The organism is Duganella qianjiadongensis (genome assembly GCF_009857915.1).
Lineage (GTDB): Bacteria > Pseudomonadota > Gammaproteobacteria > Burkholderiales > Burkholderiaceae_D > Rugamonas > Rugamonas qianjiadongensis.
The window spans coordinates 44947-71761 of record NZ_WWCM01000014.1 but is presented as its reverse complement, the minus strand read 5'-3'; the positions used below and the strand labels follow the sequence as shown (position 1 = coordinate 71761).

At 63.8% G+C, this 26815-nt stretch carries 18 protein-coding genes; 3 read left to right on the top strand and 15 right to left on the bottom strand.

The features are described 5' to 3' along the window. The 9 genes from GTP27_RS18005 to GTP27_RS17965 all read right to left on the bottom strand — a co-directional run bounded on the left by GTP27_RS18005 (position 1) and on the right by GTP27_RS17965 (position 18117). Positions 1–417, bottom strand: a complete 417-nt coding sequence (locus GTP27_RS18005) for a sugar 3,4-ketoisomerase (RefSeq protein ID WP_202416918.1) — start codon at positions 415–417, stop codon at positions 1–3. Between the two features lie 5 nt (positions 418–422). Continuing rightward, positions 423–863 (bottom strand): VOC family protein, encoded by a 441-nt coding sequence (locus GTP27_RS18000; RefSeq protein ID WP_161040540.1) that lies wholly within the window; start codon positions 861–863, stop codon positions 423–425. Beyond that, positions 856–1440 carry a GNAT family N-acetyltransferase gene (locus GTP27_RS17995; protein WP_161040539.1) on the bottom strand — a complete coding sequence of 195 codons (585 nt, stop codon included), beginning with the start codon at positions 1438–1440 and terminating at the stop codon, positions 856–858. The genes GTP27_RS18000 and GTP27_RS17995 overlap by 8 nt, the downstream gene beginning before the upstream one ends. After that, positions 1430–1672 carry an acyl carrier protein gene (locus GTP27_RS17990; RefSeq protein WP_161040538.1) on the bottom strand — a complete coding sequence of 81 codons (243 nt, stop codon included), beginning with the start codon at positions 1670–1672 and terminating at the stop codon, positions 1430–1432. Before GTP27_RS17990 ends, GTP27_RS17995 begins: the two co-directional genes overlap by 11 nt. Beyond that, positions 1669–3396 (bottom strand): HAD-IIIC family phosphatase, encoded by a 1728-nt coding sequence (locus GTP27_RS17985; protein ID WP_202416908.1) that lies wholly within the window; start codon positions 3394–3396, stop codon positions 1669–1671. Before GTP27_RS17985 ends, GTP27_RS17990 begins: the two co-directional genes overlap by 4 nt. A gap of 13 nt (positions 3397–3409) precedes the next feature. Continuing rightward, positions 3410–3835 carry a sugar 3,4-ketoisomerase gene (locus tag GTP27_RS17980; protein ID WP_202416917.1) on the bottom strand — a complete coding sequence of 142 codons (426 nt, stop codon included), beginning with the start codon at positions 3833–3835 and terminating at the stop codon, positions 3410–3412. Positions 3836–3852: 17 nt separating this feature from the next. Further along, positions 3853–4740, bottom strand: coding sequence for a glycosyltransferase family 2 protein (locus GTP27_RS17975; RefSeq protein ID WP_161040536.1), 888 nt, complete (start codon positions 4738–4740; stop codon positions 3853–3855). Between the two features lie 47 nt (positions 4741–4787). Beyond that, positions 4788–7982, bottom strand: a complete 3195-nt coding sequence (locus GTP27_RS17970) for an O-linked N-acetylglucosamine transferase family protein (RefSeq protein WP_161040535.1) — start codon at positions 7980–7982, stop codon at positions 4788–4790. 181 nt (positions 7983–8163) lie between these two features. Continuing rightward, positions 8164–18117 carry an SPM autocatalytic domain-containing protein gene (locus GTP27_RS17965; RefSeq protein WP_161040534.1) on the bottom strand — a complete coding sequence of 3318 codons (9954 nt, stop codon included), beginning with the start codon at positions 18115–18117 and terminating at the stop codon, positions 8164–8166. Positions 18118–18313: 196 nt separating this feature from the next. On the opposite strand from GTP27_RS17965, the gene nudC reads away from it, so the two are divergent. The 3 genes from nudC (at position 18314) to GTP27_RS17950 (ending at position 21112) form a co-directional block, all read left to right on the top strand. Next, positions 18314–19132: an NAD(+) diphosphatase gene (gene nudC / locus GTP27_RS17960; RefSeq protein ID WP_161040533.1), complete on the top strand. Its 819-nt coding sequence runs from the start codon at positions 18314–18316 to the stop codon at positions 19130–19132. Between the two features lie 63 nt (positions 19133–19195). Further along, on the top strand, positions 19196–19762 hold the full coding sequence (folE, locus tag GTP27_RS17955; RefSeq protein WP_161040532.1) for a GTP cyclohydrolase I FolE: 567 nt from the start codon (positions 19196–19198) through the stop codon (positions 19760–19762). Positions 19763–19810: 48 nt separating this feature from the next. Next, a complete protein-coding gene (locus tag GTP27_RS17950) occupies positions 19811–21112 on the top strand; it encodes a thioredoxin fold domain-containing protein (protein WP_161040531.1) in 1302 nt (433 codons plus the stop codon). A 98-nt stretch (positions 21113–21210) separates the two neighbouring features. Here GTP27_RS17950 and GTP27_RS17945 read toward each other — a convergent pair whose 3' ends face one another. The 6 genes from GTP27_RS17945 to GTP27_RS17920 form a co-directional block, all read right to left on the bottom strand. Next, positions 21211–21651 (bottom strand): hypothetical protein, encoded by a 441-nt coding sequence (locus GTP27_RS17945; protein ID WP_161040530.1) that lies wholly within the window; start codon positions 21649–21651, stop codon positions 21211–21213. Between the two features lie 171 nt (positions 21652–21822). After that, a complete protein-coding gene (locus GTP27_RS17940) occupies positions 21823–22437 on the bottom strand; it encodes an OmpW/AlkL family protein (RefSeq protein ID WP_161040529.1) in 615 nt (204 codons plus the stop codon). A gap of 238 nt (positions 22438–22675) precedes the next feature. Next, positions 22676–23407, bottom strand: a complete 732-nt coding sequence (locus GTP27_RS17935) for a substrate-binding periplasmic protein (protein WP_161040528.1) — start codon at positions 23405–23407, stop codon at positions 22676–22678. A gap of 72 nt (positions 23408–23479) precedes the next feature. Further along, complete coding sequence (locus GTP27_RS17930; protein WP_161040527.1) at positions 23480–23743, bottom strand: PAAR domain-containing protein; 264 nt, start codon at positions 23741–23743, stop codon at positions 23480–23482. Between the two features lie 30 nt (positions 23744–23773). Further along, positions 23774–25252, bottom strand: a complete 1479-nt coding sequence (locus GTP27_RS17925; protein ID WP_202416907.1) for a virulence factor — start codon at positions 25250–25252, stop codon at positions 23774–23776. A gap of 346 nt (positions 25253–25598) precedes the next feature. Then, complete coding sequence (locus GTP27_RS17920) at positions 25599–26747, bottom strand: ABC transporter permease (RefSeq protein ID WP_161040526.1); 1149 nt, start codon at positions 26745–26747, stop codon at positions 25599–25601. Positions 26748–26815: the final 68 nt, after the last annotated feature.

Sequence of the window (26815 nt, the reverse complement as noted above, 5' to 3'; positions counted from 1 at the left end):
TCAGGTTGCGGACTGGTGACGTTGGGCTGCGGCCTTGAACTCGTCGTAGTCGTGGAAATAATCCTGTTTGTCGTACAGGGTGGAGGCCAGTACCACGCACACGGCGCCGGAAGAGAAGTTCTCCACTTCGCGCCACATCATGCGTGGGACATACAGGCCATAGTAGGAGCGGTTGAGCTGGAATTTCTTGCGCTCGTAGCCGTCATCGACGATCACGTCGAAGCTGCCCGACATGGCGACGAACAGCTGCTGCAGTTCGATGTGGCCGTGACCGGCGCGGGCCGAACCGCCAGGTACGTCGTACAGGTAATACACCCGTTTGATATCGAACGGGATGTGGATGCCCCCTTCGATGACGGACAGGTTACCGCGCACGTCGTGGTGCGGCGGCAGGTCGATCAAGCGGCATTGCTCCATCTGGCTCATGGCTGCTGGCACTCCCGTTCGATAAACTCCAGCATCATCCCGTTGCGGAACATGACAAAAGCGATGCGGCGGCCGCCGAAGGCGCTGGCCGGCACCGGCTGTACCATCACTTTGCCGCGCGCTCCACGGGCCCATGCCAGCGCCGCGTCGATATCGTCCACCCAGTAGGCGAAGTGGTACATCCTGATGCCGGCATTCAGCCACGGCGTCAGGGTATCCGAGCCGGGCAGGTTTTCCAGCAGTTCCAGGCGCGGGCCGGCACCGCTAAGGAAATAGCCGGCGATACCCTGGGTGGTGTCGCTGAAACGCTGGCCTTCAACCTGATAGCCGAGCGCAGCGAACTGCAGCCGCTCGCGCTCGATATCGGCACAGGCGTAGCCGATGTGATGGAACTCGTAGCCCTGCGGCAGCGCGGGCAGTGCTGGCGGATTATCCATGCTTGCGCCGTCTCTGCATCATCTGGCTCAATTTGCTCAGACGCTGGTTCAGCTCCGGCCATTCGGCTGCGCTGACGCGGTGTTCCACCGCATCGTAGGCCTTGCCGCCCAGCGTGAAGTGGGCCGCCAGGGTGCGCCGCGTGCTGATGCCGCAGGAATCATGGAAGGACACCACCTTGGCATTGTCGGCCACGGTGCGGCAGTACACAGCCTGCATGTGCAGATGTTCGAAGGCGCACTGGTAGATCAGGCGCGCACTTTCCACCGCTGCCATCGAGCCGGGCTGCAATATCCAGCGGCCCCATTCGCCGCTGGCGCTGGCCGCGTCGATGTCGTACACGGCGATCACGCCTTCGGCCTGGCCGTTATCCGTACGCTCCAGTACGAAGTAGTAGTCGCCGGCGCGCTGGTAGTACTGCGCCAGCCATGCCAGCTGGTCGTCGATGCTGGCCGAGCTGGCGTGCAGAAAGCGGTTCAGTTCCGGATTGCTGCGCAGGGCCACCACCAGTGCGGCGTCCTGATCACCGACCGGACGCAGGCGGTAGCCGTAGCCCTCGATGACGAGATCATGCCGCATGGCGGCCCGCCACGACGGCAACGATGCTGGCCACGCTGTCGAGCTGGGCCAGCTCGTCTTCGCTGAATTCGGTGGCCAGTTCGTCTTCCAGCGCAAACATGATTTCCACGTGCTTGAGCGAATCCCATTCCACCGTGTTGTGGCGGTCGGTCGCAGCGCCATGCGGCAGCGGACGTTTCAGCACGGTGGCGATGACGGCCAGTACGGTCGCTTCGATTTGGGTCTGATTCATTGCGGTGTCCTGTGATAGGTAAGGGTCAGATGTGGGTCAGGCTGGAAGGCGCGGATACGCGCGGCGCTGATGCGCTGCTCGCCTTCGGGCGGCGTGCTGCTGCCCAGCAGGGCGGCCAGCCATTCCAGCGCCGGGCCATTGCGCGGGCCATGGCGCACCACGAAGGCTACTTCGCTGCAGCCCTCGAATACGGGCATGGCGGCCAGTGCGCCCATCACCACGGTGTCTTCCAGACCGCGCCCCATGGCGCGGCAGCTGATGCATAGTTCTTCCACGCGCAGCACATCGGCGCTGCGTTCGGCCACGATGATGGCGATATTGCCGCTATCGGCCAGCCGGTCGCGCATGCTGACCATGGCCACGCAGGCGTTGCTGGCGCTGAAATACTGCGCCAGTTCGGCTTCGCCGAAGCGCCGCAGCGCCAGATTGAACTGATTGGTTTTCTGGCACAGCGCGGCAGCGCGCGCCAGCTGTTCGCTCGGGTCCAGCGCGTAGCCGAGTTCCACCTGCAGGCTGCTGAAATAGCTGCCGCTGTCGGCCGCGCTGGCCTGCAGGGCGGCGCGTTCGGCATTGGCCTGCAGATCCTGCACGCGCTTGGCGTCGTCGCTGTCGATGCGCCAGCGCCACAGGCCCGGATAGAACTCGATGGCGCGTTCGGTCAGTTCGGCCGCCGTGTCGGCATGCAGCACGTGCAGCTGCGGCAGGGCGCTGCGCACGCTGCTCAGCTCACCGGCGTTATCGTCGACGAACAGCATGGCATCAGGACTGATGCGCAGGCTGTGGGCGATCTGCGCGATGGTCTGGGCTTTCGGCTGCCACGATACTTCGGTGGCGGAGAAATCGCTCCAGCGCAGCGGATAGTCGCTGCGCTGGGCAAACAGGGCTTCCACATCATGGCGCTCGTTGCGCGAGGCCAGCGCCAGAAAGATGCCGCGCTGGCGCAGGCCGGACAGCATGCGCTGCAATTGCGCGTGACCGGCGCTGATGCTGACGCCATCGACCCCGTCTTCGCCCAGCACGCCCGCATGCAGGGTGTGGTCGAGATCGAGCACCACGGCCTTGATAGGCGGCAGCGCAGCGCCGGCCAGCCAGTGGCAGGCCAGCTTGCGCGCGATCAGCGGCTGGGCGGCGTTGGCCAGCGGGGTGCCGGCAACAGCCGCCGTGCGGCGGTCGGTCAGGGCTACGCCGGCCTGCGCGCACAGGGCGCCCAGATCGGCAAAATAGGTGGCAGGGCAGGCATCGGCTACCTGTTGCAGCACGCTGGCGTCGGCCTCGGCGATCCAGCTGGCCAGCACGATGGGCGCGGCGCTGCGCGCGCGCAGGGCCTGCACCCGTTGCAGCAGCCAGCCGGCCCACGCGCCGGTGCTTTGCTGGCCCAGATAGCGCTCGCTGTCGAGCCACAGCAGCTCGACATCGGCGCTCTGGTGCTGGGCGAACTGCAGGCTGTCGTCGTAATGGCCAAGGCGGAAATCGGTGGCGATGCCGGCAAAGGCGAAATACGGCGCCGCCAGACTGAGCAGGTTTTCGATGGCGTGATTGCGCCAGACGTTGACGCGCAGCGTGCAGCGCACCGGCGGCGCCAGTTCCAGCCCCTGCAGCGCCAGCCGGGTAGGGCGGGCGGCAAACAGTACCGGCTGGGCGACTACCTGCGCGAGCAGGGTATCGAGTGCGGTGGGCGTAGTGGGCGTATCCATGGTGCGCGGTGTCGTGCTGGCGTCAGTCATTGCGGTGTCGCGATTATGCCACAGGGGGCGCAGCGTTCTGGCGGCGCGCCGCGGCGGCAAACTCGTCGTAGTCGTGGAAGTAATCGTGCGGATCGTAGCGGGTCGAGGCCAGCACCACGCAGACGGCGCCGGAAGAGAAATTCTCCACTTCGCGCCACATCATGCGCGGCACATACAGGCCATAGTAGGAGCGGTTGAGCTGGAATTTTTTGCGCTCGTAGCCGTCGTCGACGATCACGTCGAAACTGCCCGACATGGCGACGAACAGCTGCTGCAGTTCGATATGGCCATGGCCGGCGCGGGCCGAACCACCGGGCACGTCATACAGGTAATACACCCGCTGGATATCGAACGGAATGTGGATGCCGCCTTCGATCACGGACAGATTGCCGCGCACGTCGTGGTGCGGCGGCAGATCGATCAAACGGCATTGCTCCATCTGGCTCATGGCAGCTTTCAGGCGGCATCGGCCGGCAGGGCGGCGCAGTAATCGAGGTAGCGCTGGCGTGCCTGCCCCATCTGCGGGAACACATTGCCCAGCTGGACGGTGATGACGGCCACCTGCTGGTCCATGGCCAGCAGTTCGGCGCGGCTGATGATGTCGTCCTGATGCGATACCACCAGCAGATCGATATAGTCGGAAAAACAGTTACCGAAATGGGGGTTGGAGGCCGGATTGGAATTCGACTGCAGGCGCTGGTCGTGGCGGAAGTAGCTGAGCTCTTCGTCGATGTAGAAGGCATTGCCGCCCTTGGCCAGATTGATGTAGGACACCAGATCGGACAGGCCTCGCGTGAAGTCATGGGTACCGAGGCGGAACAGGTCTTTCCAGCCGATGTTCCACAGCGTCTCGCGGCGGAACATGATGCTGGTGAATTCGCCGACGAAGTTGCGCATGCCCAGCGCCATCGAGCGCTGCATGTCGCGCGCACTGATGTTGCCGCTGGCTTCATACGGACGGCGGGTTTCGGTGCGCTGGTTGTCCGAGTTGATCACCTGCGTGGCCGAGAACACCAGCCGGGTATTGCTATCCATCTGCATGGCCGCCACCATGCGCTCGATGCAGAACGGGTGCAGGATGTCGTCATCGAACAGGGGCTTGATGTACACCCCTTTGCCCGAGTACAGCGAGGACAGCACATTGTCTTCGCGGGTGACGGAATTGCGCTGGTAGATCACGCCGGGGAAGCGCGCGCAGATGTCGCGGATTTCTTCCGTCGGGCAGTTGTCGCTGACCAGAATTTCGGTGTTCAGATAGCTCTGGCCGATAGCCGAACGCAGGCAGGCTTCGAAGTGGATCGCCTTGTAGGACGGAATGACGATGCTGACTTTAGGGTAGGTCATAATGATCGTAGGGCTACATTAAAAAGCGCCGGACTGCGCGCTTCAACTTAAACGGCAACCGCCGTCACGATGTACATCAGCGGCAGCGCGTCCTCCACCGCAGCCGTCGGATCGATGCCGCTGGCTTCGGCCATCAGGCGGATCGCCGGCAGGTATTTTTCGCGTGCCGGTTCGTCCGGTATGCGCGCGCTGCCGCCGCTGACCTGGAAGCCCGTCTCCTGCAGCAGGGCCAGGGTCGAGCCGCGCGAGAACCAGTGCAGCTGCGAGCGCGGCAGCTGGCCGGTTTTCTCGTAGCGCACGTCGCCGGCGTTAAGGCGGGCCTGCAGGCTCCAGTGCTGGCTGTTGCGCACGGCGATCACCAGCGTGCCGCCGGGGGCGATGCAGGCGCGGATTTTGGCCAACACGCTCCATGGATCGCGCAGCTCTTCCAGCGCTTCGCCCAGTATCCAGCAATCGGCGCCCGCCACATGCGACCACAATTGCGGCGTGGCCAGCTCGATATCCTGATCGAACACGAAGTCGCAATGGGGGCGGGCGGCGCGCGCCGGTGCCAGCGCTTTTTCTATGCCCGTGTAGTTGCAGATCGGGTTGCGCTGGCGGTAGGCCTTGGCAAAGCCGCCGTCGTGGCAGCCCAGTTCCACCAGCTTCTGCGCCGTCTGCGGTACGAAGGCCAGCAGATCGTTGTTGATGCCCTGGCTGGCGCTAGGCAGATCGTAGTGGTAGCCGCCGGTGCGGATGACCGTGCCCTGCCAGTCGTGCTTGATGTAGATGCGCTGCGGGGTCTTGCTGAAGTCATTGCGCACCCAGTCGATATTGCCGATCAGGTGGGCCGCAGCATCGCCTGCGCGGTGCAGGGCCAGCATGGTCTGGATCAGCGGCGCGCCGTGCTTGATCGGCAGCGGCCACTGGCGCACCACTTCGATATTGGTCAGCATGCAGGCCGGATGCAGGTAGCGGATCGGGCCGTCGTCCGGACGGTCGTAGCCCTGTTCGTTGACCAGCTGGATGCCGCCCACGCCGAACATGCCCGGCTTGAGGTAGCTCTGCATCGATTCGAGGAAGCCGGCGTTGATGATTTCCACATCCGAATCGAGGAACAGCACCTGGCCGTGCAGGTCCAGATTGTTGATGGCCCACGACAGGCCGGGACCGTGGTGGATGTTGTAGCCGAACGGGATGAATTCCACGTTCGCATGGCTGTCCGTGATGGCGCGGATTTTTTCCGCCACATCGGGATTCGAGCCGTCGATCACGTAGACGCGGTTCTGGTAATGGTTGCGCAGGGTGCGCAGCAGCGCTTCGATCAGGTCGGGCGAGTTGTAGGACACCGTCACGATAGGCACGGTTTCCACCGGCTGCGCTGCGCTGGCCGTCACTTTGACGGCCGGCGCGGCCAGCCGCGGGGCGGCCGGTTTGGCCACTTTCTGCAGCGCCGCTTCCAGATTGCGCACGAAGCGCGGGCTGTCGAACAGGGCGCAGGTCAGGCGGTTGGTGATCAGCTGCTGCTTCATGGCGGCGATGCCGGCGCGGTCGGCCGCCAGCTGCACGGCGCGTTCCTCGTATTCGGCGAAGCTGTGGGTAATCAGCTGGGGCAGATCGACCGCGCGCAGCAGGCTGCCGGCCATGCGCGAGGAGAAGGTCTGGCCGGCGCAGGTGAGCAGCGGCAGGCCGGCCCACAGGGCGTCGCTGGCGGTGGTGCCGGCGTTGAACGGGAAGGTGTCGAGGAACAGGTCGGCCAGCTGGTAGCGCGCCAGATATTCGGCCGGTACGGCGCGGCTGGCGAAAATGATGCGTTCGCGTGCAATGCCGGCCTGCTCGGCGTAGTTCCACAGGTTCTCGCGCACTTCGGGATAGTCGGCCACCAGCCACAGCACACTGTCCGGCACGCGGCGCAGGATGTTCATCCAGACGGCGAACAGCTCCGGCGTGAATTTGAAGTTGTTGTTGAACGAGCAGAATACAAACGCGTCTTCCGGCAGGCTGACGCTGGCGCGGCTGGGCTTGTTGCCGATCAGGCGCTGGCGGTCATTGATCTGGAAGGTATCCGGCAGATACAGCGGTTTCTCGGTGAAGTATTCGGTCATTTCCGGCGTGATCAGGAATTCGTCGGCGATCACGTAATCGACGCCGGGCAGGCCGGTGCTGCCGGGGAAGCCCAGATAGGTCAGCTGCACCGGGGCCGGACGGTAGGCCAGAATATTCGGGCGGGCGCCCAGCGTCAGACCGTGCAGGTCCACCAGCAGATCGATTTCATGGGCGCGGATGGTGCGCGCCGCCTGTTCGTCGCTCATGCCGTCGATGCGGATGTAGTGGTCCATGGCCTTCACCACGCGGGCGCGGATAGGCGAACCGTCTTCGCGGCTCCAGCTGAAGGCATACACTTCGAATTTGCTGCGGTCATGCAGCTCGTACAGTTCGGCCGTGAGGATGGAGACGGCGTGCGAGCAGAAGTCCGAGGACAGATAGCCGATGCGCAGGCGGCTGTGGCCATAACCATGGGCGCCCGTCAGCGGGGCCACGGCGGCATTGACTTTCTCGTGCACGAAACGGCGCGCGGCCGCAAGCTGCTGGGCCGGATCGGCCGAAGCACTGAGCATGGCCAGCGCCGAGGTGCCGTCCATCATGGTGGCTTGCGAGATGTGTTCGAGGCCGCTGTAGACGGGCCATTTGCACTGCTTCTGGCGCAGATGCACCCAGTGCGTCATGACATTGCTCTGCTGGGCGTCAACGCGCAGGCTCTGCGCCAGCATGGCTTCTGCTTCCGGATAGCGTTTGCGGATTTCCAGCAATCGGCCCAGATTGTTCAGGGTCTGCACGTACAGCGCAGGGTTGGTCTTGATGTCGGGCTTGACCTCGGTCAGGATGCTGTTCCACATGGCCAGCGCATCATCGGGACGGTTGATGCGCTCGAGCAGGGTGCCGAGATTGAGCCGGCCTTCGACGAAATCGGGATTCTGCGCGATGGCCTGACGCAGTTCCGATTCGGCATCCGCATCGTTGCCGCTGTTGGACAGCACCACCGCCAGATTGAAGCGCGCGGCGTAGGTCAGCGGCGAAGGCGTGTGGGCGATCCAGGCGCGGTACAGGGCGATGGCGGCGGGTACCTGTCCGCTATCGGCGAGCACGGCGGTGGCGCCGAACAGGTCGCTGATGGTCAGCGCGCCCTGAACTGCCAGAGCCATAACAGTGCCCAGCGGGCTGGTATCGGTAGGAGCGGGTGCGGCGGAAACAGGAGCGTTCATAGCAGTTAGGATGAGCCAGAATGGAGTGGGTCTATGATACCGCCTTGTTGCATGGTGATGGGCAACTTTTGGCCTCCGAGCAAGCGTGGAAAAACAGCTCTGCTCGTTAGATGAGCAGCGGCCTGCAGGCCGCTGCAGTACTGGCTGCCACCCTTGTGCGCGGGGCGGCAGCCAGTCCGGACTAGCGCTGGGGCACGCTGAACCAGTTACTGTTGTTGCTATGCAGCACATCCTCGTGCTGGCTGCCCGGCTGGGCGGTGCTGGCCGACAGGCTTTGGCTGCGCTGGTAGTCCTGCAGCGCGCTGGCCAGTGCGCCAGCGGCGGTCTGGACCGGCTGGGTGCTAGCGAGCTGGCCGGCAGACGGGGCAGGCGCAATGCTGCCGGCCTGCTGGACATACTCGCTCATGGCTGCGCCCAGCGCGCCTACCTGCTGGGCCAGCGGGCTGGCCGTGCGGAACCACACGTCGGCACTGGCGTGGCTGCTGCCGTCCGTGCTGGTGTAGCTGGAACTGAGGCCGATCACATTGCCGTTCTGTTCGCTGCGTACGGCCTGGGCCTGCGTGCTGATGGCGGCAATGCCCAGTTGCTGCAGGCTGTGCAGCTCGTCGCTCTGGCTGACGCCGTCACCGTTGGCATCGACCCAGACGCGCAGTGCGCCGTAGATCTGGTCCTTGGCGTCGATCTGGCCATCGCCATTGCTGTCGTAGCGGGCCAGCGCGGCGTAACCATCGGCGGCGCGGCTGCCATCGGCCAGCAGGCTGGCACTGCCGAACAGTTCGCTACCGTCGTTGATCAGGCCGTCGCCGTTGCGGTCCAGTGCCAGCAGGCCGTCGTGGCGATCGACCCAGCCGGTGGACTGCGCCTGTCCCTGCGCGCGCAGGTCGAACTGCACGCCGGCGTTCAGGCCCACGGTCTGCACACCATTGCCGTCCAGATCGAGCAGCAGCGGGGTGGCGTAGTTGCTCGATGCAGCGTTGAGTGACATGGTCTGGGCTACCGTCATGGCGCTGGTCTGGCTGACGCTGAAGGCGTTGGCTTGCGTCAGGCTCAGGGCCGCCAGACTGGCGTTGGTCAGCAGCGGAATCTGGCTCAGCGTGAAAGCGCCTATCTGGTCGGTGCTGAGTACCGTTACCTGAGTCGCTTTCAGGGCGGCCACTTGCGGACCCGACAGGGCAGCGATCTGGCCCGTGCTGAAGGCGGCCAGCTGGGTGTTTTTCAGACCGGCGATCAGGGTAGTGCTGAGGCCGCTGATCTGGGTGGTGCTCAGATAGCTGATCTGCAGCGTGCTGAGGGCACCGAACTGGGTGGTGCTCCAGGCATTGAGCTGGCTGGCATCGAAACCGTTGAACTGGTCCTGGGTCAGCGCAGCGATCTGGGCGTTCTTGAAGGCGGCCAGCTGGCTCACCGTCAGGGCGGCCGCCTGTTCGCTGCCCAGTACGGCCAGCTGGGTGGTGGTCACAGCCTGTATCTGCTGGGTGCCCAGCGCCTGCAGCTGGTCGGTGCCCAGCACGGCGAACTGGTCGATGGTGAAGGACGGCACCTGACTCAGTTTCAGGCTGGCGATCTGCGCCGTGGTGAGCGCCTGCACCTGCGTGTTGGACAGATTGGCCAGCTGGGTGGTGCTCAGATAGCCGATCTGGGTGGTGCGCAGGGCCTGTATCTGGCCGGTGCCCAGATACAGCAGCTGGTCGCTGGTGATGGCGCCCAGCTGGGCGCTGGTCAGGGCCTGCACCTGATCGGTGTTCAGATTGGTCAGCTGCGGCGTGTCGAGGTTGGCGATCTGCAGCGTGCCCAGCGCGGCAAAGGCCGCCGTGCTGAGGGCGTTGAGCTGGGCGGTGGAGAAGGCGACGATGGCCGTCACGCTCAGTGCCACCGACTGGCTGGCGCTGATGGCGCCCAGCTGGTCGGTGCTCAGCGCGGCCAGCTGGGGCAGGTCGAGCGCGGCAATCTGGCTGGTTTTCAGGCCGCGGATCTGGCTGGTGGTGAGGGCCAGGGTCTGCGCCGTGCTCAGGCCGGTGAACTGGCCCACGCTCAGTGCCGCCACGTCCTGGGTGTCGAGCGCCATCACCTGTGCGGTGCTGAAAGCGGCCAGCTGTTCGGCGCTCAGCACCGGCATCTGGCTGGTGCTGAAGCCGCTGACCTGATCGCTGCTGAGGGCGCTGATCTGGCGCGTACCGAGGTTGCTGACCTGATCGGTGGAGAGGGCGGCCAGCTGGGCCGTGCGCAGCGCCCGTATCTGGTCGCTGCTCAGACTCTGCAGGTTGGCCACGCTCACGCCCAGTGCCAGCTGGGCTGTGCTGAGGGCGCTGATATGGTCGGTGTCGAGCGCGGCCATCTGTTCCGATTGCAGGCTGTCGGCCAGCACGCGGGTGGCAAAGGCGGCAAACTGGCTGGTGGACAGAGCATTGAGCTGGTCGCTGGCCAGTGCGCCGAACTGGGCCGAGGTAATCGCAGCGATCTGGCGCGTGCTCAGCACCACCAGATCGGCGGTGGACAGCACGGCCAGCTGGTCGCTGGCGAAGGCAACCAGCTGGGCGGTGCTGAGGGCGGCCGTCTGCTGGGTGCTGAGGGTACGGATCTGGTCGCTGGTGAGAGCCAGTATCTGTGCGCTGTTCAGCACGCTGGTCTGGGCTGTGCGCAGGGCAGCAAACTGGCCGACCGTGAGAGCGGCGATGGCGTCGCTGCTCAGGCCGTAGGCGATCTGGGCTGTGCCCAGTGCGCTGATATGGCTGGTGTCCAGTGTGGCCAGCTGGTCGGTATTCAGGCCCAGGCTGATCTGGCTGGTGCCGAGGGCGGCCAGTGCGGCCGTGGAGAGGGCATTGAGCTGGTCGCTGGCCAGTGCACCGAGCTGGTCGCTGTTCAGGGCTTGCGCCTGACGCGAGCTCAGCACGGCCACATCGGCCGTTTCCAGTGCGGTGATCTGGTCGGTATCGAGCGCGGCAATCTGGCGCGTGGCCAGCGTGGCGGCCTGGGCCGTGGTGAGGGCGGCGATCTGGGCGGTATTCAGGCCGCTGGCGATCTGGCTGGTGCTCAGCGTGCTGACCTGCTGGGTCGAGAGCGAGGCGAACTGGTCAGTCTGCAGCGCTTGCAGCTGGTCGCTGCCCAGCGTGGCCAGCTGGGCCGTGGTCAGTACCGACAGGTCGATCGTTTCCAGTGCGGCGACCTGATCGCTTTCCAGAGCGGCCAGCTGCATGCTGTTGAGTGCGCGCATCTGGGCCGTGCTCAGGGCGACGATCTGGTCGCTGTCCAGAGCGCTGAACTGGGCTGACTGCAGTCGGCTGATGCTGGCGGTGGCCAGTACGGCGAACTGGTCGGTATTCAGTGCAAGCAGCTGGCTGGTGCTCAGCGCCGGCAGCTGGGCCGAAGTCAGGGCGGCGATCTGTCCCGTGCCCAGCATGGCGACCTGACGGCTGGTCAGCGCGCCCAGCATCTGCGTGGTCAGGCCGCTGATGGCGCTGGTGGACAGGGCATTGAGCTGGTCGCTGGTGAGGGCGGCAAACTGCAGCGAGCTGAGCGCTGCCAGCTGGTTGCTGCGCAGTGCGACGAAATCCATGGTGCTGAGGGCCGCCAGCTGGGCCGTGCCCAGCGCGCTGATCTGCAGCGTGCTCAGGGCGCCCACCTGTGCCGTGCCCAGCGCGGCGATCTGGGCGGTGCCGAAAGCGCCCACCTGATCGCTGGACAGGCCCGGTATCTGCGCCGTGCCCATCACCTGTACCAGCGTGGTGCTGAGCGCGGCGATATTGGCCGTGGTGATGGCGGCGATCTGCTGCGATTTCAGGGTGGCGAAATCGATGGTTTCCAAAGCATCGAGCTGGTCGCTGCTGAGTGCCGCCACCTGTGCCGTGCCCAGTCCCGTGATCTGCAGGGTGCTGAAGGCCACCATCTGGTCGGTGCTGATGGCGCCGAACTGGCTGGCATTGAGGGCGGCAATCTGGCTGCTGTTGAGCGTGGCGAAGGCATCGGTGCCGATGGCGACGATCTGGCTGCTGCTCAGGGCATTGAGCTGGCGGGTGGACAGATTATCCATCTGCAGCGTGGTCAGCGCGGCTATCTGGCTGGTGGCCAGCGCGGCAGCCTGCGCCGAAGTAAGCGCATCGATCTGGTCGGTGGTGAGGTTCTGCCACTGGTCCAGCGTCAGCGCGTTGAGCTGGTCGCTGCGCAAGGCCTGGATCTGCAGCGTGTTGAGGGCTTGCAGATCGGCCGTGCCGAAGGCCTGCCACTGGTCGGTGCTGAAAGCGCGCAGCTGGTTGCTGGACAGGGCCGCCATTTGCAGCGTCGCGAGCGAAGCGACCTGATCGGTGCTCAGGCTTTGCAGCTGGGCCGTGCCCAGCGCCGCTACCTGCTGGCTTTGCAGGGCGGCCAGGTCTTCCGTTTCCAGCACGGCCAGCTGGTCGCTGCTGAGCACGGCCACTTGCTGGGTGCCCAGCTGGCTGGCCTGACGGGTGCTGAGGGCAATGATCTGGTCGCTATTCAGGGCGCGGAACTGGCTGGTGCTCAGTGCACCGAGCTGGGCGCTGCCCAGACTCTGCCACTGGTCCAGCAGCAGGCTGTTGAGCTGGTTGCTGCTCAGTACGCTGAACTGGGCCGTACGCAGGGCATTCAGGTCATTGCTGCTGAAGGACTGGATCTGGCTGGTGCTGAAGGCCAGCAGCTGGTCGCTGCCCAGCGCCTGTACCTGCGCCGTGCCCAGTGCGGCGATGCGGTCGGCATCGAGCGCCTGCAACTGCTGGGTGCCGATGGCGGCGATCTGGGCGGTTTTGAGGGCGGCCAGATCGTCGGTTTCCAGCACACTCACCTGCAAGCTGCTGAGTGCTGCAATCTGGGCTGTGCGCAGTTGCTGGAACTGGCGCGTGGTCAGGGCAATGATCTGGTCGCTGCCCAGTGCCAGCATCTGCGCCGTGCCGAAGGCGTTGAGCTGGGCCGTGCTCAGGCTCTGGATCTGGTCGTCGCTGAGGGCGGCAATCTGGTCGCTGCCCAGCAGCGGAATCTGGCCGGCCTTGAGGGCGGCAATCTCGTCGCTGCTGAGAACGCGGATCTGGTCGCTGGTGAGCGCGCCTAGCTGCGCGCTGCTCAGGCCGCCAATCTGCAGCGTGCTCAGATAGGGAATCTGGTCGGTGCTCAGTTGCTGGATCTGGGCCGTGCCGAGCGCGTTGAACTGGGCCGTTTTGAGCGCAGCCAGATCTTCCGTTTCCAGTGCGCGCAGCTGGTTGCTGGTCAGCACGCTGATGGCCAGCGTGCCCAGACCACCCATCTGGCGGGTGGTGAGCGCGATGATCTGGTCAGTGCTGAGGGCGATGATCTGATCGCTGCTCAGGCCGCCAATCTGGGCTGGCGTCAGGGCGCGCAGCTGGTCCGTGGTCAGGTGGCTGAGCATGCCGAGCGCCGTCAGCTGGGCAGCGCTGAGCAGGGCGAAGTCGGCGGTGGCCAGTGCCGCGATCTGGTCGGACGAGAACGCAGCCAGTTGGGCCGTGTTCATGGCCGATACCTGGGCGCTGTTGAGTGCAGCGACCTGATCGGTGCTGAGCAGGGCCACCTGGGCGCTGCGCAGCGCCGTCACCTGGGTGATTTTCAGGGCGCCGATTTCATCGGAATTGAGCGCGGCCAGATGGCTGGACGACAGGCTGGCGATCTGCGCCGTCACCAGCGCGCCGATCTGGTTGGTGGTCAGGGTAGTGATCTGGTCCGTCAGCAGGCCTTGCAGCTGGGTCGTGCTGAGCGAAGCGAGCTGGGCGGGCGTCATGGCGCGCAGCAGGTCGGTGCCCAGTGCGTTGAGCTGGTCGGTGTTCAGGTATTGCAGCTGGGCCGTGCGCAGGGCCGCCAGATCCTGGGTTTCCATGGCGCCCAGCTGACGCGTGGTCAGCGCCTGCAGGTGCTGGCTGCTCAGGCCGGCAACCTGCGTGACGCTGAGGCCGGCAATCTGGTCGCTATTGAGCAGCACGAACTGATCAGTGCTGAACGCGGCCAGCTGCTGGGTTTTGAAGCTGGCCAGATCGACGGTTTCCAGCGCGGCGATCTGGTTCGAGCCCATGGCGCGGATCTGCGCCGTGGTCAGGTTGGTGGCCTGCAGGGTGCTCAGGGCCACGATCTGCTGGCTGGTGAGGAACTGGAACTGGGCGCTGCCCAGTGCTGCCAGCTGGGTGATGCTGATGGCACGCAGCTGGTCGGTGCCGAGCGCAGCGATCTGGTCGCTGGCCAGCGTGGCGATCAGGACCGTGCGCAGGGCCGCGATGTCGGCGCTGGAGAAGGTTTGCAGCTGGGCCGTGCCCAGCGCACTGAACTGCAGCGTGCTCAGACCGGCCACCTGGCTGCTGGTCAGTGCGGCGGTCTGGGCGGTGCTCAGGCTGGCAATGTTCTCGCTGGCGATCATAGCCAGCTGGGCCGTTTTGAGGGCGGCCAGATCCTGGGTTTCCATGGCGTTGAGCTGGTCGCTGCCTAGCGCCGCTACCTGCTGGCTGGCCAGACTGCTGACCTGCAGCGTGCTGAGGGCGATGATCTGCTCGCTATTCAGGGCGGCAATCTGGGCCGTTCTGATGGCGACTAACTGGGCCGGCTTGAGTACGATCAGCATGCGCGTGCCCAGTGCCTGCAGCTGTTCGCTGCTGAGGGTGGCGACCTGTGCGCTGGTCAGGCTGCTGACCTGTGCGCTGGTCAGATAGGCCAGCTGGGCGGTGGCCAGATTCTGCACCTGGGTGGTATCGAGTGCGCTGCTCTGGGCCGTGGTCAGGGCCTGCAGCTGCTGGCTGCTCAGAGCGTTGAGCTGGTCGCTGGCGAGCTTGGCAATCTGGGCGGTTTTGAGCGCGGCCAGATCGCGCGTCGCCATCACGGCAATCTGCTGGGTACCCAGTGCCAGCAGCTGGCGCGTGCTCAGGCTGGCCGCTTGCGCCGTGCTGAGGGCGATGATCTGGGCGCTGCTCAGCAGGCTGATCTGTTCAGTGCCGAAGGCGATCAGTTGCTGGGTTTTCAGGGCAGCGAGGTCTTCCGTTTCCAGTGCCGCCAGCTGGTCACTCAGCAGCACAGCCAGCTGCTGGGTAGTCAGGTTGCTGGCCTGTGCCGTGCTCAGGGCGACGATCTGGGCGCTGCCCAGCGCCACGATCTGGCGCGTGCCCAGTGCCGCAAGCTGGGCTGTTTTGAGGATCTGCAGCTGGGCCGTGCCGAGGGCGGCCACGGCGTCCGAGCCCAGCACGACCAGTTGCTGGGTTTTCAGTGCCTGCAGATCATTGGTGCCCAGCGCCTGGACCTGATCGGTCGACAGCCAGCCCAGCTGGGCGGTGCCCAGGCCGCTGGCCTGTGCCGTCGTCAGGGCAGCGATCTGGGCCGTGGTGACGGCACCGATCTGGCTGGAACTGAGGATGTTGAGCTGGCTGGTTTTCAGCGCCGCCCAGTTGCCGGTGCCCAGCACGGCGACCTGTTCGGTGAGCAGGGCAGCCATCTGGTTGCTGGTCAGCACGGAAATCTGCTGGGTGTTGAAAGCGCCCAGCTGTGACGAGCTCAGCACCTGTATCTGGTTGGAATTGAGCTGGATGATCTGGTTGGTTTTCAGCGCGGCAATCTGGCCCAGCGTCAGTGTGGCCACGGCCTTGGTGCCCAGACCCAGCACCTGGCTGGTCTGTAATGCCACCAGATCCTGGGTTTCCATGGCATTGAGCTGGTCACTGGTGAGGGCGTTGAGCTGGCTGGAAGTGAGGGCGCTGGCCTGCGCCGTCGTCAGAGCAATGATCAGGTCGGTGGACAGGGCGGCCACCTGCTGCGTGTTCAGTGCGCTGATCTGGGCGGTTTTGAGGGCGGCGAAATCGCGCGTTTCCAGTGCGTTGATCTGGTCGGTAGACAGGATGGCCAGATCGCGCGTGCTGATCATGCCGGCCTGTGCCGTGGTCAGTGCAACGATCTGGTCGGTGGTGAATGCGGCGGCCTGGGCCGTGGTGAAATTACCCAGTTGTACGCTGTTGAGGGCGGCAAACTGGCTGGTCTGCAGGGCCACGATGGCGCTGGTGCTGAGCGCAGCGGCCTGCTGCGAGCGCAGGGCGGCCAGATTGGCGGTGCTAAGAGCAACGGTCTGGTCGGTGCTGAAGACGGCCATCTGTGCCGTGCTCAGGGATGCTGCCTGCGCCGTGCCGAGGGCGGCGATCTGGTCGGTACCGATTGCGCTCCATTGCTGGGTGCCCAGGGCCAGCAGCTGCACGGTTTTCAGCAGCGACAGGTCGAGCGTGGACAGGGCGGCTACCTGCGTGCTGCTCAGGCTGGCCACTTGCGTGGTGCTCAGCGCTACCGCCTGGGCGGTGCCGAGCAGGCTGATCTGGTCGCTAGACAGGGCGCGCAGCTGGCCGGTGGACAGTGCGGCGACCTGTGCCGTGCCCAGCGCGCGCAGCTGGTCGGAAGCGAGGTTGAGCAGATTGCCGGCGCTCAGGCCGATCAGCTGCTGGGTGCGCAGGGCGGCCAGCGCCTGGCTGCTCAGGGTGTTGATCTGGTCGCTGGACAGAGCCGACAGTTGCAGCGAGCTGAGCGCATACGCCTGGGCGGTTTTCAGGGCGGCGATCTGGTCGGTGCCCATGGCGGCTATGTGCTGGCTGCCCAGCGCAGCGATCTGCAGCGTGCGCAGGGCGGCGATGTTGTTGCTGCTCAGGGTGCTTAATTGCAGGGTGGACAGGTTGGCCACCTGCAGGGTGCCCATGCCGTTGACTTGCGTAGTGGACAGTACGCCCACCTGATCCGTGCCGAGTGCGACCAGCTGGGCCGTGCGCAGGGCTGCGAACTGCTGCGAATTGAGGGCGCTGATCTGGTCCGTGCCCAGTGCGGCCAGGCCCTGACTGGTGAGGGCGGCGACTTGCACGGTACGCAGGGCGGCCACATCCTGAGTGGTCAGGGCGGCGAGCAGGCTGGTGTTCAGTCCGGCCAGCTGGGCGGTGGCCAGTGCGGCGGCCTGCGCCGTGCTCAGGCTGCCGATCTGGCTGGTAGCTAAGGCGTTCAGCTGGGCGCTGCCGAAAGCGCTGATCTGGCTGGTTTTCAGGGCGTACAGGTCGCGCGTTTCCAGTGCTGCCATCTGCTCGGTGCCGAGCGAGGCCAGCTGGGCGCTCAGCAGCACGCTCATCTGCAAGGTGGTGAGCGCAATAATCTGGTCGGTGTTCAGCGCGCGCAACTGGGCGCTGCGCATGGCAACGATCTGGGCAGTGGTAAGCGCGGCTACCTGATCCGTGGAGAGGGTGGCCGTGGCAGCGCTGCCGAGCGCGTTCAGCTGCTGGCTCTTGAGCGCGGCGAAATCCTGGGTTTCCAGTGCGGCCAGCTGGCTGCTGGACATCAGGCTCAGCTGCAACGTGGTGAGAGCGGCGGCCTGGGCCGTGGTCAAAGCCACGATCTGGTCGGTGCTGAGATTGCTGAACTGGCGCGTGCTGAGGGCGGCGATCTGGGCGGTGCGCAGGGTGGCAAAGCCGCTGGTGCCGAAGGCGGCCAGCTGTTCTGTTGCGAGGGCGGCGATCTGGGCCGTGGTCAGGCTGCTGCTCTGCGCCGTGCCCAGCATGCCGAGTTGGGCGGTGGAGAGTGCCGTCAGCACGCTGGCGCTGATGGCGCCCAGCTGGGCGGTGCCCAGCGCGGCCACGTCTTCGGTGTCGAGTGCGGCCAGCTGGCTGCTGCTCAGTGCGGCAATCTGGCGGGTTTGCAGGGCTGCGCTCTGGTCGCTGCCGAGGGCGGCGATCTGGTTGCTGGACAGGGCGCGCAGCTGGCTGGTGCTGAAACCGGCCAGCTGACGTGTCTGCAGAGCGGCAAAGTCATCGGTGCCGAGCAGAACCAGCTGGGTATTGGCCAGCGCTGCCAGCTGGGCCGAACCGAGCGAGGAGAATTGCGCGGTGGTCAGGCCGTTGACCAGCTGGTTGGTGGTCAGGAACTGCAGCTGGGTGCTGCTCAGGGCGGCAATCTGGCGCGTGCTCAGGCCGTAGGCCAGCTGGTCCGTGCTCAGGGCCTGCAGATTTTTAGTCGATAAAGCCCGTACCTGGGCGGTGCCGAGATAGCCGAGCTGCTCCGTGCGCCATGCAGTCATCTGCAAGGTGTTGAACAGCGCCATATCGGCCACGGTGAGGGCGGCGATCTGGGCGGTGGGCAGGTTGGCGATTTGATCGGTGGTCAGACCGGGTACGAGTGATGGCATGTTTAGATTCTCCTTGCGCCAATATATAGTACCGCCGTGCCTGTTCATTACCCGAGTAAGATGGGAAAAACCGTTCAAATCTTGGTCTGAAAACAAGCACTTAGCGGCGTAATCTGGCGCAAAAGCAGGGGCGAAAAGTGGGCAGGAAGGAAAGACTGTAAGATCCTGTTTTTGCCTAATTTCCGAGGTCCCTCTGATGCTGCAGACGCCAGACACATTTCAGCCCCTGATCCGGCCAGAAAAGCATGCCGATCCGGCAACCTTGCTAGTTTGTCGAGGTCAGTTGCTATTGCGCAACAACGATCGTGCCTTGCCAGAGGCGGAAGTTGTTGAAAAACTGAAACTTCCGCCGCAACGCGTGCATGCGCTGGGTCTGTGGCAGGGCCGTTATTACCAGATGGGCTGGGTGGATGCGCCCGAAGCGGCGCCACCGGGCTATGCGTTTGTCGGCTTGCGTGGCTTGTTCGGCGTGATCGACGAGGGACTGGCGGCGCTGGCTGCCCGCGCTGTGCAACTGGCCGAATGGGCCCGCACCCACCAGTTCTGCGGCGTGTGTGCGACGCCCATGCAGCAGATGGAGGGCGAGCGCTGCTATGGCTGCCCGGCCTGCGATATGCGGGCCTACCCCCGTATATCGCCTGCCATGATGGTGCTGGTACGCAAGGGCGATGCCGTGCTGCTGGCCCAGCATGCGCGTCCCGGCGCGCCGCGCTACACGGCGCTGGCCGGTTTTCTCGAAGCGGGCGAGTCGATCGAAGAAGCCGTGCACCGCGAAGTGTTCGAGGAGGTGGGCTTGCGGGTACACAATCTGCGCTATTTCGGCAGCCAGTCCTGGCCTTTTCCCCATTCGCTGATGATCGCCTATACGGCCGAGTATCTGAGCGGCGAGATCCGCATCGACGCCACCGAAATTACCGATGCGCGCTGGTTCGGGCCGGACGACGCGTGGCCCGAACTGCCCACCACCAGCTCGATTGCCGCCGAACTGCTGCAGGCGTACCGGCCGCAGCCCTAGCCGGTGCAGCCGGCGTGAAACCGGTATACTGTCGGCCAATCGTTAAGTAAGGGTAGTACAAAGATGTCGCAAAACACATTCAACGAAGACGACTGGCGTCGTCTGATCGCCAGCTTCGGTGAGAATCCCGACCGTCCGGGCCTGCTGGAAACTCCGGCCCGGGTGAGCAAAGCGTGGCAGCACTGGACTTCCGGCTACGGCCAGGATCCGGTGGAACTGCTGAAAGCGTTCGAAGATGGCGCCGAACAGTACAACGAACTGATCGTGGTGCGTAACATCCCCGTGTACAGCCATTGCGAACACCATCTGGCGCCGTTCTTCGGCAAGGCTACGGTGGGCTACGTACCGAACGGCAAGATCGTCGGCCTGTCCAAGCTGACCCGTCTGGTGGACTGCTTCGCCAAACGACTGCAGGTGCAGGAACGCATGACCATGCAGATCGCCAATGCGCTGATGGAAGTGCTGGAACCGAAAGCCGTGGGTGTGGTGGTGCGCTGCCGTCACCTGTGCATGGAAAGCCGCGGCATCCGCACGCCGGGCGAAGAAACCGTGACCTCGGCCATGTTGGGCGAGTTGCAGCCGAATCTGGCCATGCGCACGGAATTCCTCGCATTGGCCCGCGAAGACTAGGCGACGTTCCCGACTCCGGATCAGACTCAAGGCAGCAAAGGCAGATCGATGACAGCAATCACATGGTGGCAAGGCACGCTGGCGGCAGCGCTGGCTCAGGCGGCAGCGCAGCAGCAGCCGCTGTTTCTGTACTGGGGCGCGCAATGGTGCCCGCCGTGCAACCGGGTGAAGTCGGAGATTTTTGCGCATAGCGCAGTGCAGACGCTAAGCCGCCAGATGCTGTGCTACCAGCTCGATGGCGATAGCCACGGTGCCCAGGCGCTGGCGGCACAACTGCGTTTGCGCAGCTATCCCACGCTGGTGCTGTTTGCGCCCGATGGCAGCGAAATTACCCGCCTGCCCTGCGAGCTCGATGGTGAGCGTTTTGCTGCCGCGCTGGCACAGGCACTGGCGGCCCATGCGGCCGGTTCCAGCGCCGCGCAGGCGATGCAGGCGGCGCTGTCAGCCGGCCGCGCACTGAGTGTGGCCGAATGGAATCTGCTGGCCGATTATTCGTGGGACACGGACGAAGGCGCGCTGCTGGGCGAGCGGGCGCTGGCGCCCACCCTGCTGGCGCTGCTCGGCAGCGGTGTGGCCGAGGTGGCCGCTGCGGCGGCTATGCGTCTGCGTCTGCATGCCTTGCTGGCGCAGGCCAGTTCGCCGGAACAGGGCGCGGACCTGCTGCTGGCCGTGTGCGCGGACGAGGCCGTGGCGCGCGCGAATATGGATATCCTGAATAACTACGGCATCGAACTGATCAAGCTGTGCGCCCGGCGCGAAACCGTGGCGGCAGCGCTGCGCGACCGTGCAGCCCTGTGGGCGCAGGACTTCTGGCTGGCGGCGCCGGATAAGCTGGCCGCTGCACGTCTGCAACTGCGCATGGCGCGTCTGCTGGCGCCGAGCGCCGGCCTGCAGGAGGTGGCGCGCGAGCAGGTGGCAGCGGCACTCGACGCAGCCAGCGACGGTTATCAGCTGCATACGCTGGTGAACACGGCGGTGAGTCTGCTCAATGAAGCGGGGCTGGGTGCCGATGCCGAGTATTTGCTGCAATCGCATCTGCCCAATTCGCACACGCCGTTCTACTTCATGCTGAGTCTCGCGGGCAGCGCCAGACGGCGCGGCGATACGGCTGCGGCGCTGGACTGGTACCAGCACGCCTATGAAACGGCAGTGGGCGCGGCCACGCGGATACAGTGGGGGGTGACGTATCTGAGTCAGCTGATGGAGCAGGCCAGTGCCGATGGCGCCCGCATTGCGCAGGCACGGCAGGCATTGCTGGCCGACCTGGCCACGGCGGGTGCCGATGCGCAGTATCAGCGCAATCATGCCCAGTTGCAGAAACTGGCACGCTGGCCGCAGCTGGGTTTCTAGTTAGGGTTAGGCCCGTGCCAGCGGGACGGGCGGCCTGGTGCAAATGTGCGCGGCCCAGTGTCGTCTAGTGCCGTTTAGCGCCTATGAGTAGCGGGCGTTTATTTGCCTGCCGGTGCCGCTGCAGTGTCTGGCACGGTTTCCAGCACGGCGGCTTCGAACACCAGTTTTTTCTCGTCGACGCGGAACACGCCTATCAGTTCGCCGCCGTCGCCTTTGACGTCAGGATACTGGCTGCAGGTCTGCGATTCTACCTGCCATGCTTCTTCGCCGGCGCGCAGGGTCCAGACATTGTCGCCGCCGGACAGCAGTTCCACTTCCACATCATCGGCCGGCATATCGGTGAGCGGTATGCGGCGCAGGCAGTCGGGCAGGCGCTGGATGATCAGCTCGACGTCGCTATCCTTGCTCCAGAAATGCTTCTGCACGCGATGCAGCGTCAGCACGTGGCTGCCGTTCTCGCCATCCACATGGTAGGAGGCACTATCGTCGACGCAGGCGGTGAGCAGCAGAGAGGTCAGAATAATCAGCAACTTGCGCATGGGGCGGGTTTCCGTTCAGGTTACGCTTAATGTAGCCACATTATAGCGATCTTGCAGCCGTGCTCTATAAAACAACAATGCCCGTGCAAGCACGGGCATCAGATCAGACTGGCAGTGTGCATCGCAGCAATCTGCCCCCGCATGAGGACAGATCATTGCCAGCAGACTTGCTTAGAAGCGGTAGCCTACGCCTACGCCAACCAGCAGTGGGTCTACTTTCACTGCACTAGCTTTGGCGCCGCCGATGAATACATCGCTACGGATCTGTACTTTTTTCACGTCTACGTTCAGCGACCATTTTTTGTCGATGGCGTAGTCCACACCAGCTTGCAGAGCGAAGCCGAAGCTGTCGTGTTCCAGACCGGCTTTACCAGCCAGCAGGTCCACTTTCGACATGGTGGTGTAGTTCACACCAGCGCCGATGTATGGCTTGATAGGAGCATCCAGCACGAAGTGGTACTGAGCCAGCAGGGTTGGTGGCAGGTGCTTGAAGGTACCGATTTTGCCGCCGTCCAGGAACACGTCGTGTTTCTGTGGGTAGGTCAGGATCAGTTCAGCAGCCAGGTTCGGCGTGAAGAAATACGATACGTCGAATTCTGGAATGGTTTTGCTGCTAACGGTCAGACGGTCCGATGCACCGGCGCCGCCAACTGGGTCCGACTTGTCAGCTGGGTCGATGTGCACTGCGCGAACGCGCACCAGCCATGGGGTTTCTTGTGCCATTGCGGCGGTCGATGCTGCCAGGCTCAGGGTTGCCAACACTGCTGCTGCTAAAGACTTGTTCATTTTACTTCCTCTTTTGTCGTCGTTAAGTAACGGATAGAAGTGTATTGATGCGAAGCACAAAAAACTTTGATCCAAGTCAAAAGACAAACTCTTTTTTCAGGCTGTGCAAATTTAGCCTCACCTGCCTGTTTTAAGGCTGTCAGTGGCGTTTTTAAGGGTGGGTGGCCGAGGGGGTAGCCATTTGGGCCTGGTGTGGCGCCATGTGCGTCAGGTGCGGCGTCAGCGCCCTGTGCCGATGTTAGCGGTAACGCGCCATGATCTGGTCCACCACGCCATCATGCAGCAGGCCATCGATGGCGTGGCTGGCCTCGGCGAAGGGTAGCGAGGCCTTGCGCGAGAACGCGCACTGGGCTTTGTAGGAGAAGAAAATCAGCTCGGCGCGCAGCTTGAGTTGCGGATGCATGCGCTGCATGTAGTTGAGGATGTTTTCGCTGGCCATGGTGTAGGGCGTCTTTGCTGCCAGCATGTTCTGCAGATTGCTGTTCATGCTGGGGGCATCGACGCGGGCAAAGCGGCGGCCCAGCACCTGCTCGATACGCGGATAGCGGAACCCTGCCACCGTGCCGGTAGGCTTGTCGCGCAGGTCTTTGAGTGAATTCAGATGGGGCGCATCGGCTTGCGCCACTACCATTTCGGCGTCGGGCAGCAGCGGTACGCTCCAGTCGTAGTCGCCATCGATCCAGCTGGGCGAGACATAGCACATGGCGTCGGCCTTGCCGCTGGTGAGTGCCGGCGTAACGCCATACACATCTACGCTGAGGTAGACGGCGCGCCGGCCCAGCCGCTGCGCCAGCGCATCGCCAAGATCCTTGACGATGCCGCCCACCAGTACACCGTTCTGGAAGCGCACCACCGGCATGGTCTGCTCAAGTGGCGCCAGCATCACCAGCTCGCCGGGCGCAGCCTGCACGGCCTGCAAGGGCAGGGCAGCGGACAGGGCCAGCAGCAGTGACGGAATGCGACGGTGCATGAGCGGAGTACGAGGTGGCAATCGGACCATTATAGACCGAGAGTAACGATCTGTTGAATGTACAGGATGTATCTATACACGACCACTGGTTGGCATGGTCGATATCAGCACCGCTCCGCAGCGCGTTTTGTGGCCCTCGAACGCCACCGGGACACCGTCGATCAATACCTCTGGGTCGCCCTCGGCAATCGCGCAGACACCGTGGCCGGGTAAGGGGCACGTGCAAAGATCGCCTTTGCGGGCGACGGCAACGCCCATAACGCTGCTCTTCGGTGCCGCCGAGCTTACCTTTCCACCGTGGCTGGTGGGATCATTTAAACGTATAACGCCGCGCATCGTCGTTCTCCTCTTGAAGTGATCCAGCGTCTATTTGGAATAGCCCTGGGAGTGTGGTTGCGCGTCGTGACGGATGCCCCACCACATCAGATAGGCGTTGTTCTCGCCGCGTGCGCGGAACCAGGGCTCATTGGGATCGATCGGACGAACCTTGGCCGGCGGCGCCACCAGCACGGCCGTGGGGCGGGCAGGATCGGTCGTCCCGGCGATCAGTACGTTGCGGCCGAAATGGTTAGCGTAGGCTATGCCCAGCGCGACGTTGGTCAGTGCGCTGCCAGCGCCCATCTCGCCCAGCAGGGCCGGTGTATTGAAGGTCTGCTGCATGAAGTCGAGTTCGGGCACTTCCAGCGCCAGGAGATGGGCCAGATTGGCGATGCGATCCGATGAATCGGCGTGCCCCTTGTTGGCGTCGTGGATCACGTAGCCGATGTCGAGGTTTTGCTTGCCAGCGTTGTGCGTGGCGGCTTTCAGCGTCGCTTGCCACGCCTGCATGATGGGTGCCGGCTGGCCTTCTTGATGCGCGAAGTCCGCACTGGCAACACTGGACGGATAGCCGATCCAGGCCAGCGCGTCGCGTTCGGTTTTGTAGTTGGGGCCGGCCAGTACGAGCAGCACCATGTTTTCGTTGATCTGCTCGTCCTTAGGCGGGAAGGAAGGGGCATCCCAGTTCATAACCCAGACCGTTTCGTTCGGATGGGTCTGCAGGTAGTCGAGTGCAGAGGACAGCGAAGTGAAGCCGGCATTCGGTCCGCCCATCGTTACCCTGACGTCAGGAGGCGTATTGCGGGTCCAGGCGTTGGGGAAATGAACATTTCCGATGTCGAAACACCGAGTAATTCTGTCGCGCGTGTAGTTTGTCGCTTCAACCGGGTCTAGCTTGCCATCCGGCAGTGCATATTCGACATGTATGCCCGCCAGTTCACGCCAGGTTGTCTTGTCCTCAAGCGAGTGGGCGTTATAGAAGTAGCGAGAGCTAGAGAAGTAAACATCGTGGAAATTATAGAGCAGCTCGGTGATATATTTTTCATGATAGCCGTCGAACGTTTCACTCCCATTGCCCCCTGCCGCGATAGGTGCTACTGCCTGCAGCGTGGAGAACCTTTGCGGCTGGGTTCTCACCATGTCATCATCCCTGTTGGGCTTGACCAGACCCAGCGTCCATAGCAATTGCCATTCGGTTGGATAGTCGCGTCGTTGCAAAGGATTGAGCCATTGCACCCCGACCACCTGTGCCATGAATGGTTGAGCAGGTGAGGGCAAAATCTCGGTTGTCGCGGGAGCGAGCGCCGGCGAGTGCGGCTGGGCACAGGCGCTCAGCAAGATGAGAGTTATGCTCGCGGCGAGCGCGGGCAAGGCTAGGAAGCTTCGCATCAATTCTCCTCCAGTCAGAATGTGAGTGGACTCCGCTTCGGTCTGCCATTTGAGCAGGATCATGGCGCCGAGTGCGAGCAAGAAAGCAAGGAACGCCCAGCCAACTCGGCGCGGGCGAGTCGCGATCAGGGAGGTCATGGATGAGCTGGTCTAATGTCTGCTGCGTGACGACAAGCGGGCTTGCTGCCGCGTTGGGCGGAGCGATCATCCGGTCCCAGACGCTAGACGCATAGATGGGGACACTAGAACGCATCATCTGCTCACTCCTTCCGCCGTTAAAAGTAAGGCCAGAGGGCATTTTGGGTATTTCGCAGACTGAGCAGCTTGTGCTGGCGCAAGCTTAGAGATTCTAGGTGCGCAAGGTAATTTCGATATAGCGTTTAAATGTAGTGACTGAATCGATAGGCCAGTGGCTGGAAGACGGTGGATTGAAGCTGGTGATCACCTTGCAGTGCCAGTGGTCCGGTCCGACGAGGAATTGTCCTTAGTCCAGCGTTTTACGGTAGCGCAGCATGGCAACGCTGCTTGCCGCCAAAAGGAACAAGCACATGGGCCACAGCTCGGGCCACAGCTGCTCAAACGAATTTCCTTTGAGCAGAATGCCGCGCACGATGCGTAGGAAGTGCGTCAGCGGCAGGATTTCGCCCACATGCTGGGCCCACACCGGCATGCCGCGGAAGGGGAACATAAAGCCCGAAAGCAGCATCGAGGGCAGGAAGAAAAAGAAGGTCATCTGCATGGCCTGCAGCTGATTTTTGGCGATGGTCGAGAAGGTGAAGCCGACGCCCAGATTGGCCACGATGAACACGCCTATCATTGCCAGCAGCAAAGCCGGACTGCCTTGCATCGGCACTTCGAACAGCACAAACGCCGCGCCCAGTATCACCGCCAGCTGCACATAGCCCATCACCACGTAAGGCAGTATTTTGCCGACCATGACTTCGCTAGGGCGCACCGGCGTGGCCAGCAGATTTTCCATCGTGCCCCGCTCGCGTTCGCGCGTCATGGCAAGCGAAGTCAGCATTACCATGGTCATGGTCAGGATAGTGCCGACCAGACCCGGCACAATGTTGTAGCGCGACAGGCCTTCCGGATTGTAGCGCCGGTGGATGCGTACTTCGAAGGCGGGTGCGGTGCTGTTCAGGCTGCTTAACGGGCCAGTCAGATCATGGCTGAGCGCCTGCGGTACGAGGGCGGTGAGCGCAGCCACGGCATTGCCCGAAGCACTGGGATCGGTGGCATCGGCCGAAACCAGCAAGGCCGGCTTTTCACCGCGCACCAGACGGCGGCTAAAGTCGCTGGGGATGATCACTACGAATTGAACGGCGCCCGTTTCTATCAGGGTTTCTGCTTCGTGCTCGCTGGTGAGCACGCGCTCGATGCGGAAGTAGCCGGTGTTCTGGATGGCGGCCAGCACGCTGCGTGACATAGCGCCGCTGTCGGTGCTGACGATGGCGGTCGGCAGTCCTTTGGGATCGGTGTTGATGGCATAGCCGAAAAGGATCAGCTGCAGGATGGGCACGCCCACTGCCATGCCGAAAGTGAGGCGGTCGCGCATCATCTGCTGGAATTCCTTGATGAACACGGCAACCATGCGGGCCCAGCTGAAGCGGGTGTGTCGGCTGTGATTCATGCGAAGTTATCCTGTGCCTGAGCTACCAGCCTGACGAAAGCATCTTCCAGATTATGTGCACCCGCCTC

What these genes read in the sequence shown, in the direction of transcription:
- GTP27_RS17935 (WP_161040528.1), bottom strand. Translation starts at nt 23,407, where the DNA reads ATGCACCGTCGCATTCCGTCACTGCTGCTGGCCCTGTCCGCTGCCCTG.
- GTP27_RS17975 (WP_161040536.1), bottom strand. Translation starts at nt 4,740, where the DNA reads ATGACCTACCCTAAAGTCAGCATCGTCATTCCGTCCTACAAGGCGATC.
- GTP27_RS17980 (WP_202416917.1), bottom strand. Translation starts at nt 3,835, where the DNA reads ATGGAGCAATGCCGTTTGATCGATCTGCCGCCGCACCACGACGTGCGC.
- GTP27_RS17995 (WP_161040539.1), bottom strand. Translation starts at nt 1,440, where the DNA reads ATGCGGCATGATCTCGTCATCGAGGGCTACGGCTACCGCCTGCGTCCG.
- GTP27_RS18000 (WP_161040540.1), bottom strand. Translation starts at nt 863, where the DNA reads ATGGATAATCCGCCAGCACTGCCCGCGCTGCCGCAGGGCTACGAGTTC.
- GTP27_RS17925 (WP_202416907.1), bottom strand. Translation starts at nt 25,252, where the DNA reads ATGACCTCCCTGATCGCGACTCGCCCGCGCCGAGTTGGCTGGGCGTTC.
- GTP27_RS17970 (WP_161040535.1), bottom strand. Translation starts at nt 7,982, where the DNA reads ATGAACGCTCCTGTTTCCGCCGCACCCGCTCCTACCGATACCAGCCCG.
- GTP27_RS17965 (WP_161040534.1), bottom strand. Translation starts at nt 18,117, where the DNA reads ATGCCATCACTCGTACCCGGTCTGACCACCGATCAAATCGCCAACCTG.
- GTP27_RS17920 (WP_161040526.1), bottom strand. Translation starts at nt 26,747, where the DNA reads ATGAATCACAGCCGACACACCCGCTTCAGCTGGGCCCGCATGGTTGCC.
- folE (WP_161040532.1), top strand. Translation starts at nt 19,196, where the DNA reads ATGTCGCAAAACACATTCAACGAAGACGACTGGCGTCGTCTGATCGCC.
- GTP27_RS17940 (WP_161040529.1), bottom strand. Translation starts at nt 22,437, where the DNA reads ATGAACAAGTCTTTAGCAGCAGCAGTGTTGGCAACCCTGAGCCTGGCA.
- GTP27_RS18005 (WP_202416918.1), bottom strand. Translation starts at nt 417, where the DNA reads ATGGAGCAATGCCGCTTGATCGACCTGCCGCCGCACCACGACGTGCGC.
- GTP27_RS17950 (WP_161040531.1), top strand. Translation starts at nt 19,811, where the DNA reads ATGACAGCAATCACATGGTGGCAAGGCACGCTGGCGGCAGCGCTGGCT.
- nudC (WP_161040533.1), top strand. Translation starts at nt 18,314, where the DNA reads ATGCTGCAGACGCCAGACACATTTCAGCCCCTGATCCGGCCAGAAAAG.
- GTP27_RS17985 (WP_202416908.1), bottom strand. Translation starts at nt 3,396, where the DNA reads ATGACTGACGCCAGCACGACACCGCGCACCATGGATACGCCCACTACG.
- GTP27_RS17990 (WP_161040538.1), bottom strand. Translation starts at nt 1,672, where the DNA reads ATGAATCAGACCCAAATCGAAGCGACCGTACTGGCCGTCATCGCCACC.
- GTP27_RS17945 (WP_161040530.1), bottom strand. Translation starts at nt 21,651, where the DNA reads ATGCGCAAGTTGCTGATTATTCTGACCTCTCTGCTGCTCACCGCCTGC.
- GTP27_RS17930 (WP_161040527.1), bottom strand. Translation starts at nt 23,743, where the DNA reads ATGCGCGGCGTTATACGTTTAAATGATCCCACCAGCCACGGTGGAAAG.